Here is a 16,380-nt window from a genome sequence, read left to right as displayed (position 1 = left end):
TGTCGGCGAAGACCTCGGCGACCGCGGCCTCCGCCTCGCCGGCGGGGGCGACGTACTCACCGGCGGTGAACACCGGCTCGGGCAGCGCGCGACGGTCGATCTTGCCTGCGGTGTTGAGCGCGATGTCCTCGACCGGCATCCACACCGTGGGCCGCATGTAGCCCGGAAGAGCTTCGGCGACCACGGCCTTCACCCTGTCGAGGTCGACGCTCTCACCTGGCGCACCCGCGAGGTAGCCGACGAGGTGTTCCCCGCCGCCGGGCACGGTGGCGACCGTCGCCGCGGCGTGGACGACGCCGGGAGCCGAGGCGATGACCGCCTCGATCTCGCCGAGTTCGATGCGCTGGCCGCGGAGCTTGACCTGGAAGTCGGTGCGGCCCAGGTACTCCAGCACCCCGTCGGGACGGCGGCGCACCAGGTCACCGGTGCGGTACAGGCGCGAACCGGGCTCGCCGTAGGGGTCGGCGACGAAGCGTTCCGAAGTGAGGTCGGGGCGGGCGGCGTAACCGCGCGCCAGTTGGATCCCGCCGAGGTAGAGCTCGCCGGGGACACCGGCCGGTACGCGGCGCAATCGGGAATCGAGCACGACCGCCGACGAATTCCACACCGGGATACCGATGGGCACCGTCGGGTCGTCGGCCGCGACGGAGTGGATGCGTTCGAAGGTGATCTCCACCGCCGCCTCGGTCGGGCCGTACAGGTTGAAGAACCATGCGTCGGGCCAGATCTCGCGGACCGGTGCCGCGACGGCGGGCGGCAGCGCCTCACCGGTGGTCGAGACGATGCGGATGGTGTCGAGTGCCGCGAGTTGCTCGCGGTCGACGACCTCCAGGAACACCGACAGCATCGACGGCACGAAATGAACCATCGTCGTTCCCGTGCGGGCGATCTCGTCGGCGACCTGGCGCGGGTTCAGGTGGCCGCCGTCGGCGAGCACCACCACGCGGGCACCGATGGCCAGCGGAGCGAACAGCTCGGGAACCGAACAGTCGAAGGTGTACGGCGTCTTCTGCATGACGACGTCGTCGGGGCCGATCGGCAGAGCGTCGAGCCCCCACCACAACCGGTTCAGGACGGCGGCGTGCGACAGGGTCACACCCTTGGGTCGGCCGGTGGAGCCCGAGGTGAACAGGGTGTACGCGGCGTCGTCGCCCCGCAACGGCGTGCGACGGTCGGCGTCGGACACCGGTGCAGCGGCCACTGCGTCCACATCGACCAGCGCCGAGGCGTCGACCGGGATGACCCGCACCCCGGTGTCACCGGCAGCGGCCACGGCGTCGCGGACCCCGTCGGCGTCGGCGACGAGCAGGACCCGCACACCCGCGGTCTCGTACATGTAGCGGACGCGATCCGCCGGCGCGGCCACGTCGACCGGCACATACTGGCCACCAGCGGCGACCACGGCATGGATCGCGACCATCATCTCCACGGACCGTGGGATACACAGCGCGACAGCCACATCCGGCCCGACACCCGCGTCGATGAGGTCACGGGCCAGCGTGTTGACCCGCGCCGCGAACTCGGCGTAGGAGACCTCGCGATCGCCGAAGACGAGCGCGGTGGCCTCCGGGGTGCGCTGCGCCTGTGCGGACACGGCGTCGCTGACGGTCTGGACCGGTGGCAGCGCGACCCGCTCGCCCCACTCGGCGGACTCGATGGCGACCGTCGTCGCAGGCGCGACGAACGACGCATCGCCCACCGCGTGCCCGGGAGACGTCGTGAGGGCGTCGAGCAGGCGGATGAACCGATCGCCGAACTCGACGACCGACGACTCGTCGAACAGATCGGTGGCGTAGTCGAGGTTCACCGGCCAGTCCTGACCCGCCGGCCGCGAGGACACCGTGATCCACAGGTCGATCTGGGACGAGACCATCACGTCCGCATACGGGGTGACCGTGATCCCGGCGGCGTCGCCGAGAGCCTCGGCGGCGGTCGCCGACGGGCTGAAGGAGAACATGACCTGCGCCAGCGGCGCGAAGGCCTCGGACCGCACGGGACTGAGCCGATCGACCACCGTCTCGAACGGCACGTCGGCGTGGGCGAAGGCGTTGAGGTCGACGTCGCGGACTGCCGACAGGAGTTGCTCGAAGGGCTGGGCACCGTCGATGCGCGTACGCAACACGAGTGTGTTGACGAACATGCCGACCAGCGGATCGAGTTCGGCCTGACCGCGACCCGCGATCGGCGTGGTGACCGCGATGTCGTCGGTCGCCGACAACCGGGCGAGCAGGACCGCCACCGCGGCGTGCAGCACCATGAACGGTGTGACGTCGGCGCCGCGCGCCAGCTCGGTGATGCGCTCGCCGATCTCCGCGGGGATCTCGACCTGCGCACGGGCCCCTCGGCCGGACGCGACGGGCGGACGGGGTCGATCCGACGGCAGTTCGAGCACATCCGGGACACCGGCGAGTTGCTCGGCCCAGTAAGCCAACTGGCGTCCGACAACGGACTCCGGATCGTCGACGGAGCCGAGGACGGTGTGCTGCCAGATCGCGTAGTCCGCGAATTGGACGGCGAACGGGGCGAACTGGGGTGCGTGACCGGCCACGCGTGCGCTGTAGGCGGTGACGAGGTCGGCGACCAGCGGTGCCATGGACTCGCCGTCGGCACCGATGTGGTGGAACACCACCGCGAGCACGAACTCGCCCGGTTCGACCGGCCAGAGGCGGGTCCGGAACGGCCATTCCTCGGTGACGTCGAATCCCCGGGTCACCGCGGCGAAGACGTCGGCCTCGGAGTCGACGACCTGCCAGTCGAGCCCCTCGGCGACCGAGTCCTCGGGATGCACCAGCTGGAAGGGCACGCCTTCGACGTCGGGGAAGGTCGTGCGCAGCACCTCGTGCCGGCGTACGACGTCGGCCAGTGCTGTGTGCAGTGCGTCGACGTCGAGGTCGCCGGACAACCGCAGCACGATGGTCATGTTGTGCGTGGGCGCACTCGGATGCAGGCGGTTGAGGAACCACATGCGCTGCTGCGCGAACGACAGCGGCACCCGATCGGGTCGCGGCGACACCGCGACCACCGGAGCGATCCGGGATCCACGGCCGGTCAACGCCGACACCAGCTCTCGCACCGACGGGGCCTCGAACACGTCGCGCACCGAGACCTCGACCCCCAGCGCGTCGCCCACGCGGGCACTCACGCGCATCGCCGAGAGCGAGTTGCCGCCGAGCTCGAAGAAGCTGTCGGTGGCACCGACCCGCTCGACCCCGAGGAGTTCGGCGAACACCTCGGCGACCGCGGTCTCCTCCGGCGTCTCGGGGGCCACGTAGTCGCCCGTGGCGAACTCGGGCCGCGGCAGCGCCCGTCTGTCCACCTTGCCCGACGTCGTGCGGGGCATCTCCGGCAGCGCCATCCAGACGGTCGGACGCATGAAGTCGGGCAGCCCGCGGGCTGCGGCACCGCGTACGGCATCGAGGTCGACGTCCTCGCCGGGGCGTCCGGCGACGTAGGCGACCAGCTGTTCGCCGCCGCTCGGGGCGGTGGCGACGACCACGGCCACGTGCACGACACCCGGGGCCGAGGCCAGGACCGACTCGATCTCACCGAGTTCGATGCGCTGGCCGCGCAGCTTCACCTGGAAATCGGCGCGGCCGAGGTATTCGAGCACGCCGTCGGTGTTCCACCGGGCGCGGTCACCCGTGCGGTACAGGCGCCCGCCGCGGGGATCGAAGGGATCGGCGACGAAGGTCTCGGCGGTGAGCCCCGGACGCGAGGCGTAGCCCCGTGCCAGCTGGGGTCCGCCCAGGTACATCTCGCCCGGGACGCCCGGCGGGACCGGGCGCAGCCGGTCGTCGAGGACGCGGACCGTCGAGTTCCACACCGGTGCCCCGATGGGGATGTTCGGCGTCGGCCGGTCCACGCGTCCGTAGGTGATGTCCACGGTCGCCTCGGTGGGACCGTACTGGTTGTAGAGACCGAGGTCCGGCAGGAGCCGCAGAAGTCCTCCGGCCAGCGCAGGGCTCAGCGCCTCGCCGCCGGAGAAGATCCGGCGCATCGACCCGAGGTCGGCGTCTCCGGCACCGGTGGCACCGTCGAGGAACGCCGCGAGCATCGAGGGGACGAACTTGGCGGTCGTCACCCGGTGACGCTCGATGAGGCGTGCGAGGTAGACCGGGTCACGGTGGCCACCCGGTTCCGCGACGACGACCGGCGAGGCGGCGAAGATGCCGCCGAAGTAGTCCCACACGGAGGCGTCGAATGTGTAGGGCGTCTTCAAGAAGAAGACGTGCTCACCCGGGCCGTTCGACTCGGTGAACCATTCGAGGGTGTTGCGCAGCGCGCCGTGGGTGACGGTGACGCCCTTGGGACGTCCCGTCGATCCGGAGGTGAAGATCGTGTAGACGGCATGATCCGGCAGCACGCGGACGGGTCGGTCGGCGTCGGAGACCGGGGCTACCGCGGTATCGACCGGCGCGGAGGCGTCGACGACGACCACCGGGAGATCCACACCCGCAAGCGCTTCCGGGCGCTCGGCACCGGTGAGCACCATGGCGACGTTCGCGGTGTCGATCATGTATTGCGTGCGCTCGACCGGTGATTCGGTGTCGATCGGCACGTACTGACCGCCCGCCGCCACGATGGCGTGCACGGCGACCATCACCTCGACCGAACGGTCGATGCAGACGCCCACGGCGACATCAGGTCCCACACCCAGCGAGATCAGCTCTCGCGCAAGGCTGCTCACCCGGGCCGCGAACTCGTCGTAGTTCACGACGCGGTCGTCGAAGAGAACGGCGGGGCGATCGGCCGCACGTGCTCGCGCATCGGCGACGAGATCGACCACGGTGAGCTCGCCGCCGATCTCGACGTCGAGTCCGCTCGACCATGCCGCGACATCGAGTCGGTCGCCGGTGGACACCAGGGCGATGTCGGCGGTGCGGTCGTGAGGACGGCGGGACACCGTCTCCAGGATGTGCACCAGGATCTCGCCGAAGACGCGGATCTGGTCGTCGCCGAACGCCGCCGGCAGGTACTTCAGCTGCAGCGACACCTGCCTGCCCGCGGCCGCGGTGATCAGGTTGATCGGATAGTGGGTGGTGCTCCGCGAGTCGACGTCGGCGACGACGAGACCGTCGGCCATCCCCTCGGTGTCCTGCGACGACAGCGCGTCGGTGTCGATGGGGAACGACTCGTGGACGGTCAGTGTGTCGAACAGCTGGGGCGTGCCGGTGAGCGGGGTGAGCTCGGACAGACCGAGGTGCTGGTGGTCCATGACGGCCACCTTGGCAGCCTGGAGGCTGCGAAGTACCTCGACGATGGTCGCCGACGGGTCGACGTCGACGACGCTGGGCAGCGTGTTGATGAACAGGCCGACCATCGTCTCCACGCCGGGCAGATCGGCGGGCCTGCCCGAGACGGTCTCGCCGAAGACGACGACCCGGTTGCCGGTCATCCGGGACAGGAGAACCGCCCAGGCGAACTGCATGACCGTGGCGACGGTGACGCCCTCGGTCCGGGTGAGTTCCTCGAGACCGGCGGTGGTCTCCTCGTCGAGCATGACCCGGTGCTGCCGCGGCAGTTCCTCGTCGGTGGCCTCCAGACCGGGCGCGACGAGGGTCGGACCCTCGACGGGCGCGAGCACCGCACGCCACGCGGCCATCCCCGCCTCGTGATCGGACGACGCCAGCCGCCGGACGTGATCGGCGAAATCGAGTGCGGTGGAAGAGGTCTGACCCGTATAGGTCTCACCGGTCGCGTAGAGGGCGAGCAGGTCGGCCAGCACCAGCGGGCCCGACCAACCGTCCATCAGGATGTGGTGGTTGGTCACGACCAGGTGCGCCTGGCCGCCGTGCCACACGAGCACGAAGCGCACGAGGGGCGGGCGCCCGAGGTCGAACCGCGTGAGCCGTTCCTCCTCGACGATGCGGCGGATCTCCGCCTCCGCTGCCTCGACGGTCGCATCCTCGGCGAGTTCGACGACCCGCCAGGGGATCTCGACATGTTCGGGGATCACCGCGACGACCGCGCCGCTCGCGGTGCGCAGGTATGCCGACCGCATCACCCGGTGCCGGGCGAACAACTGCTCGGCGGATCGGCGTAGCCGGTCGCCGTCGACGCGGCCGCCGAGCGTGAGGACCACCTGCGTCACGTAGACGTCGACGGCTCCGGAGTCCTCGCCGGATGCGGCGAGCTGCGCCTGGAAGTACAGGCCCTGCTGTAGCGGCGTGAGAGGCCACACCGCGGCACCCGGATGGACACGGGCGAGATCGTCCAGGTCACGCTGCGTGACGCCGGTACCCGGCACGTCTGACGGGGACAGCCCGACGCGGGTTCCCGCGCCGACCACATCGACGAGCGCCGAGAGCTCGGCCGCCCACAACTCGAGCAGGTCTGCGACCTCGTCAGGAGCGAAGAGCGCACCCGGGAAGCTCGCACCGGCGACGAGTCTCCGGTTTCCCTGCTCGTCGTGCGCCGTGGTCACGCTGACACCCAGGGTGCTCAGCGCCACCATCCGCCCGGATGCCGACGATCCGAGGATCGGTGCGTCCGGGGCGTGGGTGAACGGCAGCGGTTCGGCTTCCGTTGCCGCTCCGCCGCCGGCACCGAAGTAGTTGAACGAGATGCTGGGCAGCGGCCGGGCGGCCAGGACCTCGGAGCCGCCACCGGCACCCTCGTCCCCGCTGCCGTAGCGCAACCACCCGAACCCGATTCCGTTGTCCGGCTGCGCGAGTCGCGCTTCCTTCGCGGCCTTGACCGCGTGCACCGCATCGGTGCCGGGGTCCAGGCGCACCGGGACGATGGTCGTGAACCAGCCCACCGATCGGGACAGGTCCGCGCGTCGCGGTGCCGTACCGGACGCGAGGACCTCCTCGTACCGGCCGTGGCCCTCGGTGAGGACTGTGATGGGTGCCCCGTCGGTGATCTCGCGCCGGGACTGCCACGAGCGGACCGCGCGGGCGAACGCCCCGAGCAGGACGTCGTTGACGTTGCCGCCGAATGCCTCGGGCACCGCGGTCAGTACCGACCGGGTGACCGCCGAACCGATCTCGTGGGAGACGTGACGTTCGGTGGACATGACGTCCTGGGTCGGGTCGAGCGTCACGCCGAGCGGGGTCTGTCGTGCGGGCAGCTGCTCGAGCCAGTACGGCAGCTGCGCTTCCCACGTGTCGACCCGCGCCGCGAGGGCGTTCGTCCATGCCTGGGCGCTGGTCTGTTCGTCGCGCAACTCGATGTCCCGCCCGTCGGCGAGCTGGGCCCATCCGGTGATCAGGTCCTCGATGAGGATCGGCCAGGACACGGCGTCCACGCCGAGGTGATGGATGACCAGGAGCACCCGGTCGACACCGTCGCGGTCGTGGATCAGCGCTGCCCGCACCAGCTGACCGGTTCGCGGATCCAGTGTCGCCGACACCGACCGGAATGCCGCGCGGACGTCGGCGTCGAACTCGTCGGTGCCGACTGCCGCGGCGCTGGACACCTCGACGACCGCGGCCGTGCTGCCGAACCCGTGACCGGTGCCCGACTGCCATCCGTCGTCGGTCCGCTCGAGGGTCGCGCTGAGCATCGGATGGCTGTCGACGACCGCGGCGAGGAGCCCGACCAGACGCTCGACGTCGAGTCCGTCCGGGGCCCGGAGCACGGCGGCCTGCACGAAATCGGCGAAATCCGCCTCGTCCCGGGCATGTTCGATCATCCAGTGCACCACCGGCGACACCGGGATCGGCCCGATACCGGCGGGAGTGGATTCCTCGAGCATCGGCAAGCGGGCGGCGTCGTCGTCGGCTGCCGCCGCCATGGCACGAATCGTGCGGTGCTCGAAGATCTCTCGCGGCGACAGGTCTACGCCGGCGGCGCGGGCCGCGGAGGCGAGCTGGATCGACATGATCGAGTCACCACCGAGTGCGAAGAACGACTCGGTGACCGACACCCGGGAGAGGCCGATGAGGTGCGCCACGATCGCGGCCAGCACTTCCTCGGTCGCGGTGGCCGGTCCCACGTACACATCGGCCTGCACCCCGAAGTCCGGTTCGGGCAGCGCCTTGCGGTCGATCTTGCCTGCGGTGTTGAGCGCGATGAACGGCAGCGCCATCCAGACGGTGGGACGCATGTATTCCGGCAGCTCGGCGGCCACCGTCGTCTTGACCAGCTCGAGGTCGACGTTCTCCGGTGCGACGTAACCGACGAGGTGATCGGCACCGGTCGGCGCCTTGGCCACCGTCACCGCGGTGTGCACGACACCGTCGACGGTCGCGATCACCGACTCGATCTCACCGAGTTCGATCCGCTGTCCGCGCAGCTTCACCTGGAAGTCGGTGCGGCCCAAGTACTCCAGGGTGCCGTCGGCGCGCCAGCGCACGAGGTCGCCGGTGCGGTAGAGCCGCGACCCGGGCGCGCCGTAGGGGTCGGCGACGAAGCGCTCGGCCGACAGGTCGGGCCGGGCCGCGTACCCGCGCGCCAGCTGGATTCCGCCCAGGTACAGCTCACCCGGCACACCGACCGGCACCGGCCGCAGCCGGGCGTCGAGCACCCAGGTGGACGTGTTGGCGACGGGCACGCCGATCGGGATCAGCGCGGGCGCGGCGGACACGTCGGCGACGGCCACCTCGACCGCAGCCTCGGTCGGACCGAAGAGGTTGACGATCGAGACCTGCGGCAGTAGTGCGTGCAGCTTCGCCACCACGGCCGGCGGCAATGCCTCACCAGAGGCGAACACCCAACGCAGCGAAGACAGTTCGGCGAATCGTCCGGACGGGACGAGATCGAGGAAGATCGACATCATCGACGGCACGAAGTGCACCGAGGTCGCCCGGGACGAGGCGATGAGGTCGACGAGATAGTCCGGGTCGGTGTGTCCGCCGGGACGGGCGATCACCATGGTCGCGCCGGTGAGCAACGGCCCGAACAACTCGGGCACGGAGACGTCGAAGGTGTACGGCGTCTTCTGCACGATCCGGTCGCCGACCGCCCACGGGAACTCGCCGAGTCCCCACCAGAGGCGGTTCATCACCGCCTCGTGCGACACGGTCACCCCCTTGGGGCGCCCGGTGGAGCCGGACGTGAACAGCGTGTAGGCGGGATGGTCGCCGCGCAGCGGCGCACGGCGTTCGCCATCGGTCACGGGCGCCGCGTCGGGAACCGCGCGCGAGGCGTCCACCTGCACCACGGTGATCCGGTCGTCGAGTGCGTCGATCGGCTCCGGGAGGGTACCCGCCGCGGACAGGACGATGCCCACCTGTGCCGTCTCGATCATGTACTGCACACGGTCGGCCGGGGCGGCGGTGTCGATCGGGACGTACTGGCCGCCCGCGGCGAGCACGGCGTGCACGGCGACGACCATCTCCACCGACCGGTCGATGCAGACGCCGACGGCCACTTCCGGCCCGACACCTGCCGCGATCAGCGTGCGGGCGAGATCTGCCACGCGCGAGCCGAATTCACCGTAGGTGAGCTGCCGGCCCTCGAAGACGAGCGCGACCGGAGCCGGGTTCGCGGCGATCCTGGCGGCGACCGCCTCGGCGATCACCGGCTGCCCGAACTCGCTGGCCTCACCCACCGACCACTCCGACACGCGGGTACGATCCGCGGCCGAGACGAGTGCGAGATCGCCCACCGCAGCAGAGGTCCGGCCGGCGCCGGTCAGGTCGCGGAGCACCGAGACCAGCCGGTTCGCGAACTCCCCGACCGTGTCGGACTCGAACAGATCGAGCGCGAAGATGACACTGGCCGCCCAGGCCTGTCCGGGGCCGCCGACCGAGACGGCGACGGCCAGGTCGAGCTGGGCGGACACCTCCGGGGGTTCGACCGGGGTGATCGCGAGTCCGGGCAGTGCGGCGCCTGCGGCGACCGAGTCGTCGCCCGGCACACCGGGTCCGGCTGGTAGCGCCTCGCCCAGGGTCAGCAGGACCTGCGCGAGGGGCGCGAAGGCTTCCGAGCGGATGGGGTCGAGATGCTCGACGAGTGTCTCGAACGGGATGTCGGCGTTGGTGAACGCGTCGAGATCGGTGCCCCGCACCTGGGCCAGCAACTCGTCGACGGTCAGGTCCGGGGTGATCCGGGAGCGCAGCACCAGGGTGTTGACGAACATGCCCACGAGCGGATCGAGGAGTCGTGATCCGCGACCGGCGACCGGGGTCGCGATCGCGATGTCGTCGGTGGCCGACAACCTGGCCAGCAGCACCGCGAGGGCGGCATGCACGACCATGAACGGGGTCACGCCGTGCGTGCGCGCGGTCTCGGTCACCGCCTCGGCGACGTCGGCGGGGATCTCGAAACCGAGACGGCCGCCCCGTGCGGAGGCGACGGCGGGCCGATCGTGATCGGTCGGCAGTTCCAGGACGTCGGGCAGACCGGCCAGACGCTCGGTCCAGTGCGCGAGCTGCCGGCCCAGCACCGACTCGGGGTCGTCCGCGGACCCGAGGACGTCGTGCTGCCAGATCGCGAAGTCGGCGAACTGGACGTCCAGCGGCACGAAGACCGGTGTCTCACCGGCACTCCGGGCAACATAGGCCGAGACCATGTCGGCGACGAGCGGCTTCCTCGACTCACCGTCGAAGGCGATGTGGTGGGCGATGAGACCGAGCACGTGGGTGTCGGCGTCGACCTGCCACAGGCACGCGCGGACGGGCCACTCCACCGATACGTCGAAGCCGCGGGTCACCGTCCGTTCGAAGTCCTCGGCCGAGGTGACCGTCGAGAAGTCCAGACGGGTCTGCACCTGCGATGCGTCCGAGATCACCTGGTGCGGACCGTGGTCGTCCTGCGGGAAGGTCGTGCGCAGGACCTCGTGGCGGGCGATGACGTCGGTGATGGCCGCCTGCAGCGCTGCGGTGTCGAGGTCGCCGGTCATCCGGACGACGGTCGGGATGTTGTAGGTCGGCAGCGTCGGGTCGAACTGGTTGATGAACCACATCCGCTGCTGTGCGAAGGACAGCGGGATGCGATCCGGTCGCGGCGACACCGCGACCACCGGCGGCAGCGCTCGGCCGCGCTCGGTCGTGCGGGCCACGAGTTCACGGGCCGTCGGGGCGTCGAAGATGTCGCGGACCGAGACCTCGACCCCGAGGACGTCGGAGACACGCGAGGCGAGCCGCATCGCCGAGAGCGACGTACCGCCGATGTCGAAGAAGCTGTCGGTGACACCGATGTCGTCGACCCCGAGCAGACCCGAGAACGCTTCGACCACGGCGGCTTCGGTGTCATCGGCGGGTGCGACGACCTCACGCGTGCCGAAGTCCGGAGCCGGGAGCGCGCGGCGGTCCACCTTGCCCGAGGTGGTCAGCGGCATCCGCTCGAGGACCATCCAGGTCGTCGGCACCATGAACTGCGGCAGGCCGCGGCGTGCGGCGTCCTTGACGGCGTCGAGGTCGACGGGTGCACCCGGACCGCCGGCCAGGTAGGCGACCAGCTGCTCGCCCCCACCTGCGGGGGCGGTGACGACGACGGCCGTGTGTACGACGCCGGGCGCCGAACCCAGCACGGACTCGATCTCCCCGAGTTCGATGCGCTGACCACGGAGCTTCACCTGGAAGTCGCTGCGGCCCAGGTATTCCAGCTCGCCGGCGGCATTCCACCGGCCACGGTCACCGGTACGGTAGAGCCGGGCTCCGGATGGTCCGAACGGATCCGCGACGAAGGTCTGGGCCGTCAGCCCGGAACGCGAGGCGTAACCGCGGGCCAACTGCACGCCGCCCAGATACAGCTCTCCCGCGACCCCGACGGGAACCGGGCGCAGCCGGGCGTCTAGCACGTGCACCGTCGAGTTCCAGACCGGGGTGCCGATCGGGATGTTCGGCGGCGGAGGCGAGGTGACCGCGCCGTAGGTGATGTCGACGACGGCCTCGGTGGGGCCGTACTGGTTCACCAGGAGCGCGTCGGGCAGTTCGGCGGCCAGGCCGGTGGCCAGACCTGGCAGCAGGGCCTCGCCGCCGGAGAAGATACGGCGCAGGGTCGCGAGCTTCTCGATGCCCGCCCCGGTCGCGCCGTCCAGGAAGGCGGCCAGCATCGAGGGGACGAACTTGACCGACGTCACGCCGTGACGCTCGATGAGTCCCGCCAGGTACCGGGGATCGCGATGTCCGCCCGGCTCGGCCACGACGACGGGACTCGCGCTGAACACCGGCCCGAAGAACTCCCACACCGACGCATCGAAGGTATAGGGCGTCTTCATCAGGAAGCGATGTGCGCCTTCGCCGTTGGAGTCGCTGAACCAGGCGAGGGTGTTCCGCAGCGCACCGTGGGTGACGGTGACACCCTTGGGGCGCCCCGTGGAACCGGAGGTGAAGATCGTGTAGACCGCGTTGCCGGGATGCACGACGCCGAGTCGGTCGGCATCGGTCACCGCGGCGACCGGCTCGTCCGGGAGCGGGACCGAGCTGTCGGCACGCACGATCCGGCCCTCGAAGTCGGCGAGTACCGCCGGGGTCTCACCGGGTCCGATCACGACGGCCGAGACCCGAGAGGTGTCGAGGATGTACTGCCCCCGGTCCACCGGGCTCTCCGGGTCGACGGGCACGTACTGGCCGCCGGCGGCGACGATGGCGTGCACCGCCAGCATGATCTCGACCGACCGGTCGAGGCAGACTCCCACGGCGACATCCGGACCCACGCCCGCGTCGATGAGTTCCCGCGCGAGCAGTGACACCCGCGCGGCGAACTCGGTGGCGTCGACGATCCGGTCGTCGTAGATGACCGCGGGCGCGTCGGGTGCGGTGGCGGCGGCCGCGGCGACCAGGTCGACGACCGTGTCCGGCGCGCCGACCTCGATGCGCGGACCCGCCGCGAAACCCTGCAGCCGGGTCGACTCGTCGTCGAGTACGAGGTGCGCATCGCCCACCGGGCGTGCGGGCGCCGAGAGCACCGACTCCAGGACGGCGACGAGTCGCCGCGTGAGGGCGTCGATCGTCGACTCGTCGAACAGATCTGTCGCGTAGATGACCGAGCCGGCCCAGCGCCGGCCGTCGTCACCCCTGTCGATGGCGAAGTTCAGGTCGACCTTGGCCCCGGGCGCCGCCGGCGGCAGGGGCTCGAAGGACAGGTCCCCGATGGAGCCGCTCTGTTCGGCGTCGATCGCGAAGTCGGCCGAGGCGGACTGGTCGAAGGTCAGGTTGACCTGGGCCAAGGGCGCGAAAGACTCTGTGCGGACCGGGTTCAGGGTTTCCACGAGCGTCTCGAACGGGACGTCGGAGTTGGCGAACGCGTCCAGGTCGGTGGATCGCACCCGGTCGAGAAGTGTCTCGAACGACTCGCCGCCGTCGACGTGTACGCGGAGCACCAGGGTGTTGACGAACATGCCCACGAGTGCGTCGAGCGCGGCCTGTCCGCGTCCGGCGATCGGGGTCCCGACAACGATGTCGTCGCCGGCCGACAGTCGCGCGAGGAGAACCGCGAGGGCCGTATGGACGACCATGAAAGGGGTCACGCCACGCTCGGCGGCGACCCGTTCGATCGCCTCGCCGACCGCGACCGGGATGTCGAAGTCGAAGCGGGCGCCGCGCTGAGAGGCCACCGGCGGACGCGGACGATCGGTCGGCAGTTCCAGGACGTCGGGTGCCCCGGCGAGCTGGCGCGTCCAGTAAGCCAGCTGAGCGGCGATGAGCGAGTCCGGATCGCCGGCCGAACCGAAGACGTCGTGCTGCCAGAGGGCGTAGTCGGCGAAGTCGACCTCGAGACCGGCGTGGACCGGCTCGGCGCCCGAGGCCCGTGCCCCGTACGCGGTGATCAGGTCTGCGAGCATCGGTTTCATCGACTCGCCGTCGGCGGCGATGTGGTGCACGACGACGACGAAGACGAATTCGTCGTCGGCCACCGGCCACAGCCGCGCACGGATCGGCCACTCGACGGTGACGTCGAAGCCCGCGGTGACAGCGGTTTCGAGTTCTTCCTGCGAGCCCACGATCGACCAATCGAGACGGCCGAGGTCATCGGCCGGGTCGATCTGCTGATACGGCACACCGTCGAGGTCGGGGAACGTGGTGCGCAGCACGGCCTGCCGCGCGACGAGGTCCTCGACCGCAGCATGGAGGGCGTCGGCGTCGAGGTGCCCGCGCAGGCGCAATCCGATCGGGATGTTGTAGGTCGACGATGCGGGTTCGAACCTGTTGATGAACCACAGGCGTTGCTGGGCGAACGACAGCGGGATCCGCTCCGGTCGCGACGAGACCGCCACCACCGGTGGCAGGCTCGCGCCCCGTCCGGACACCGTGGCCACCAGATCACGCACCGACGAGGCGTCGAACACGTCGCGCACCGAGACGTCGACACCGAGGGCGTCCGCCACCCGCGAGGCCAGACGCGTCGCGGACAGCGAGTTGCCGCCGAGATCGAAGAAGCTTGTCGTGACGCCGATCTCGTCGGGACCGTCCAGTCCGAGGACGTCGGCGAAGACGGCGGCGACCGTGGTCTCCGCGGCGGTCGCCGGTGCGACCGCGGCTTCGGCGACCGCTCCGGACTCGGGTAGCGGCAACGCGTCCCGGTCGAGCTTGCCGTTCGCCGTGAGCGGGAGCCCGTCGACGACGAGGACCTGGTCGGGCACCATGTAGGACGGCACCGCGCGACCGACGGTCCGTCGTACGCCCGCGACGTCGAAGTCCACCGGATCGGTGGCGGAGGTGGCGTCGGCCACCACATAGCCGATCAGCTGCTCGCCACGACCGGGGATCTCGACGACCCGCGCGGCGGCGGCGCCCACCCCGGGCACCGCGAGCAGTGCCGCCTCGATCTCGCCGAACTCGATGCGGTAACCGCGCAACTGCACCTGCGCGTCGCCGCGGCCGAGGTATTCGATGTCACCGGCCACGCGCCGTGCCAGGTCGCCGGTCCGGTACATCCGGGTGCCGGGCTCACCGTACGGCGACGCTACGAAACGCGATGCCGACAGTCCGGCCCGTCGCAGATAGCTCTGCGCCAATTGCCCACCGGTGACGTACATCTCGCCGACCATGCCGTCCGGGACCGGACGGAGTCGGTCGTCGAGCACATGGATCGCCAGCGAGGACAGCGGGCGTCCGATGAAGCTCGCGTCGTCGGCCGCCACGCCCGCCGGATCCAGCGGCCGGAAGCTGACGTGCACGGTGGTCTCGGTGATGCCGTACATGTTGACCAGCGTCGCGGTGTCGGTCGGGTTGTCGTCGAACCAGCGGCGGACCTGCTCGAAGCTGAGTGCCTCACCGCCGAAGACGATGTAGCGCAGCGCAAGTCCGGCCTGGTGACGCCTACGCGCCTCGGCGAGCTGATAGAACGCCGACGGCGTCTGGCTGAGGATGGTGACCCGCTCGCGTGCGAGGAGTTCGAGGAACTCCTCCGGGGCGCGTGCCATCTCGCGGTCCACCAGGACGAGGCGCGCGCCGGTGAGCAACGGCCCCCACAGTTCCCACACGGAGAAGTCGAAGGCGTAGGAGTGGAACATCGTCCACACATCGGTCTCGCGGAACTCGAAATCACCTGCGGCGGTGTCCATGAGAGTGATCACGTCACGATGGGTCACCTCGACGCCCTTGGGGCGGCCGGTCGAACCCGAGGTGTAGATCACGTATGCGCGGGAATCCGGATGGATCGCGGTCGGAGTCTGGTCGACCCCGGCGCCCTCCGCCGCCAGAGCCGCGACCTGGAGTACCGGCACAGAGTCCAGCTGTGCCCACAGGTCGAAGTCGGCGGTCGTCTCGTCGATGATCACCGCGCTCGGCCCGGCGTCGCCGACGATGAAGGCGAGGCGGTCGGCGGGATTGGTCGTGTCCAGTGGCAGATAACCTGCACCACATCGCAATACGCCCAGGACGGCGGCGACGAGATCTGTGCTACGCGAGGGGGCCACGGCGACCAGGTCACCGGGACGGACACCGCGGGCGACCAGGGCCGCGGCGATCGCGGCCGAACGCTCGTCCAGTTCGCGGTAGCCGAGGGTGGTCTCGGTGTCGCTGACCGCCGGGCGGTCTGCGTGCGCCATCGCCGATCGGCCGAACAGCTCCACCAGCGACGACTCGGTGTTGCGCGTCCGCGCGACGGGCGGGGTGAGAGCTCGACGGTAATCGGCATCGTCGACGAGTGAGATCGCGCCGACCTCGACCGAGGGATCGTCCACCACGGCGGCGAGGATGCGGACCAGGGAGTCGGAGTACACCTGCACCTGATGCTCGTCGAACGCGGCGGGCAGGTACTTGAGCTTCAGCTCGATGCGGTCGCCGACGACGCCGGTCACCAGGTTGAGCGGGTAGTGGGTCGAGTCGGTCGCCTCGAGATCCTCGATCCCGATACCGCCGGCGTCGGCCCCCTGCTTCAGAGACTGGGCGTCGACCGGGTACGACTCGTGCACAGCGAGTGTGTCGAACAGCTGTCCGCGGCCGACGAGCGCCGTCAACTCGGGCAACCCGAGGTGCTGGTGGTCGAGCACTGCCACCTTCGACGCCTGCAGCGCGTCCAGGACGTCGGCGGCACGGGCGTCCG

General features: G+C 70.3%; 1 protein-coding gene (cut by both window edges). It reads right to left on the bottom strand.

All 16,380 nt of this window come from inside a single coding sequence — locus ACFW3F_RS12210, non-ribosomal peptide synthase/polyketide synthase, on the bottom strand. Of the gene's 40,329 coding nucleotides, 11,104 precede the window and 12,845 follow it; the stretch shown corresponds to coding positions 11,105–27,484 — codons 3,702 (partial) to 9,162 (partial); reading right to left, the first codon wholly in view occupies positions 16,376–16,378. Both codon boundaries (start and stop) fall beyond the window edges.

This window comes from Gordonia sp. NPDC058843 (assembly GCF_042743165.1).
GTDB lineage: Bacteria > Actinomycetota > Actinomycetes > Mycobacteriales > Mycobacteriaceae > Gordonia.
The sequence above is the reverse complement of the archived record's forward strand: the minus strand, read 5'-3'. Positions and strand labels throughout refer to the sequence as shown.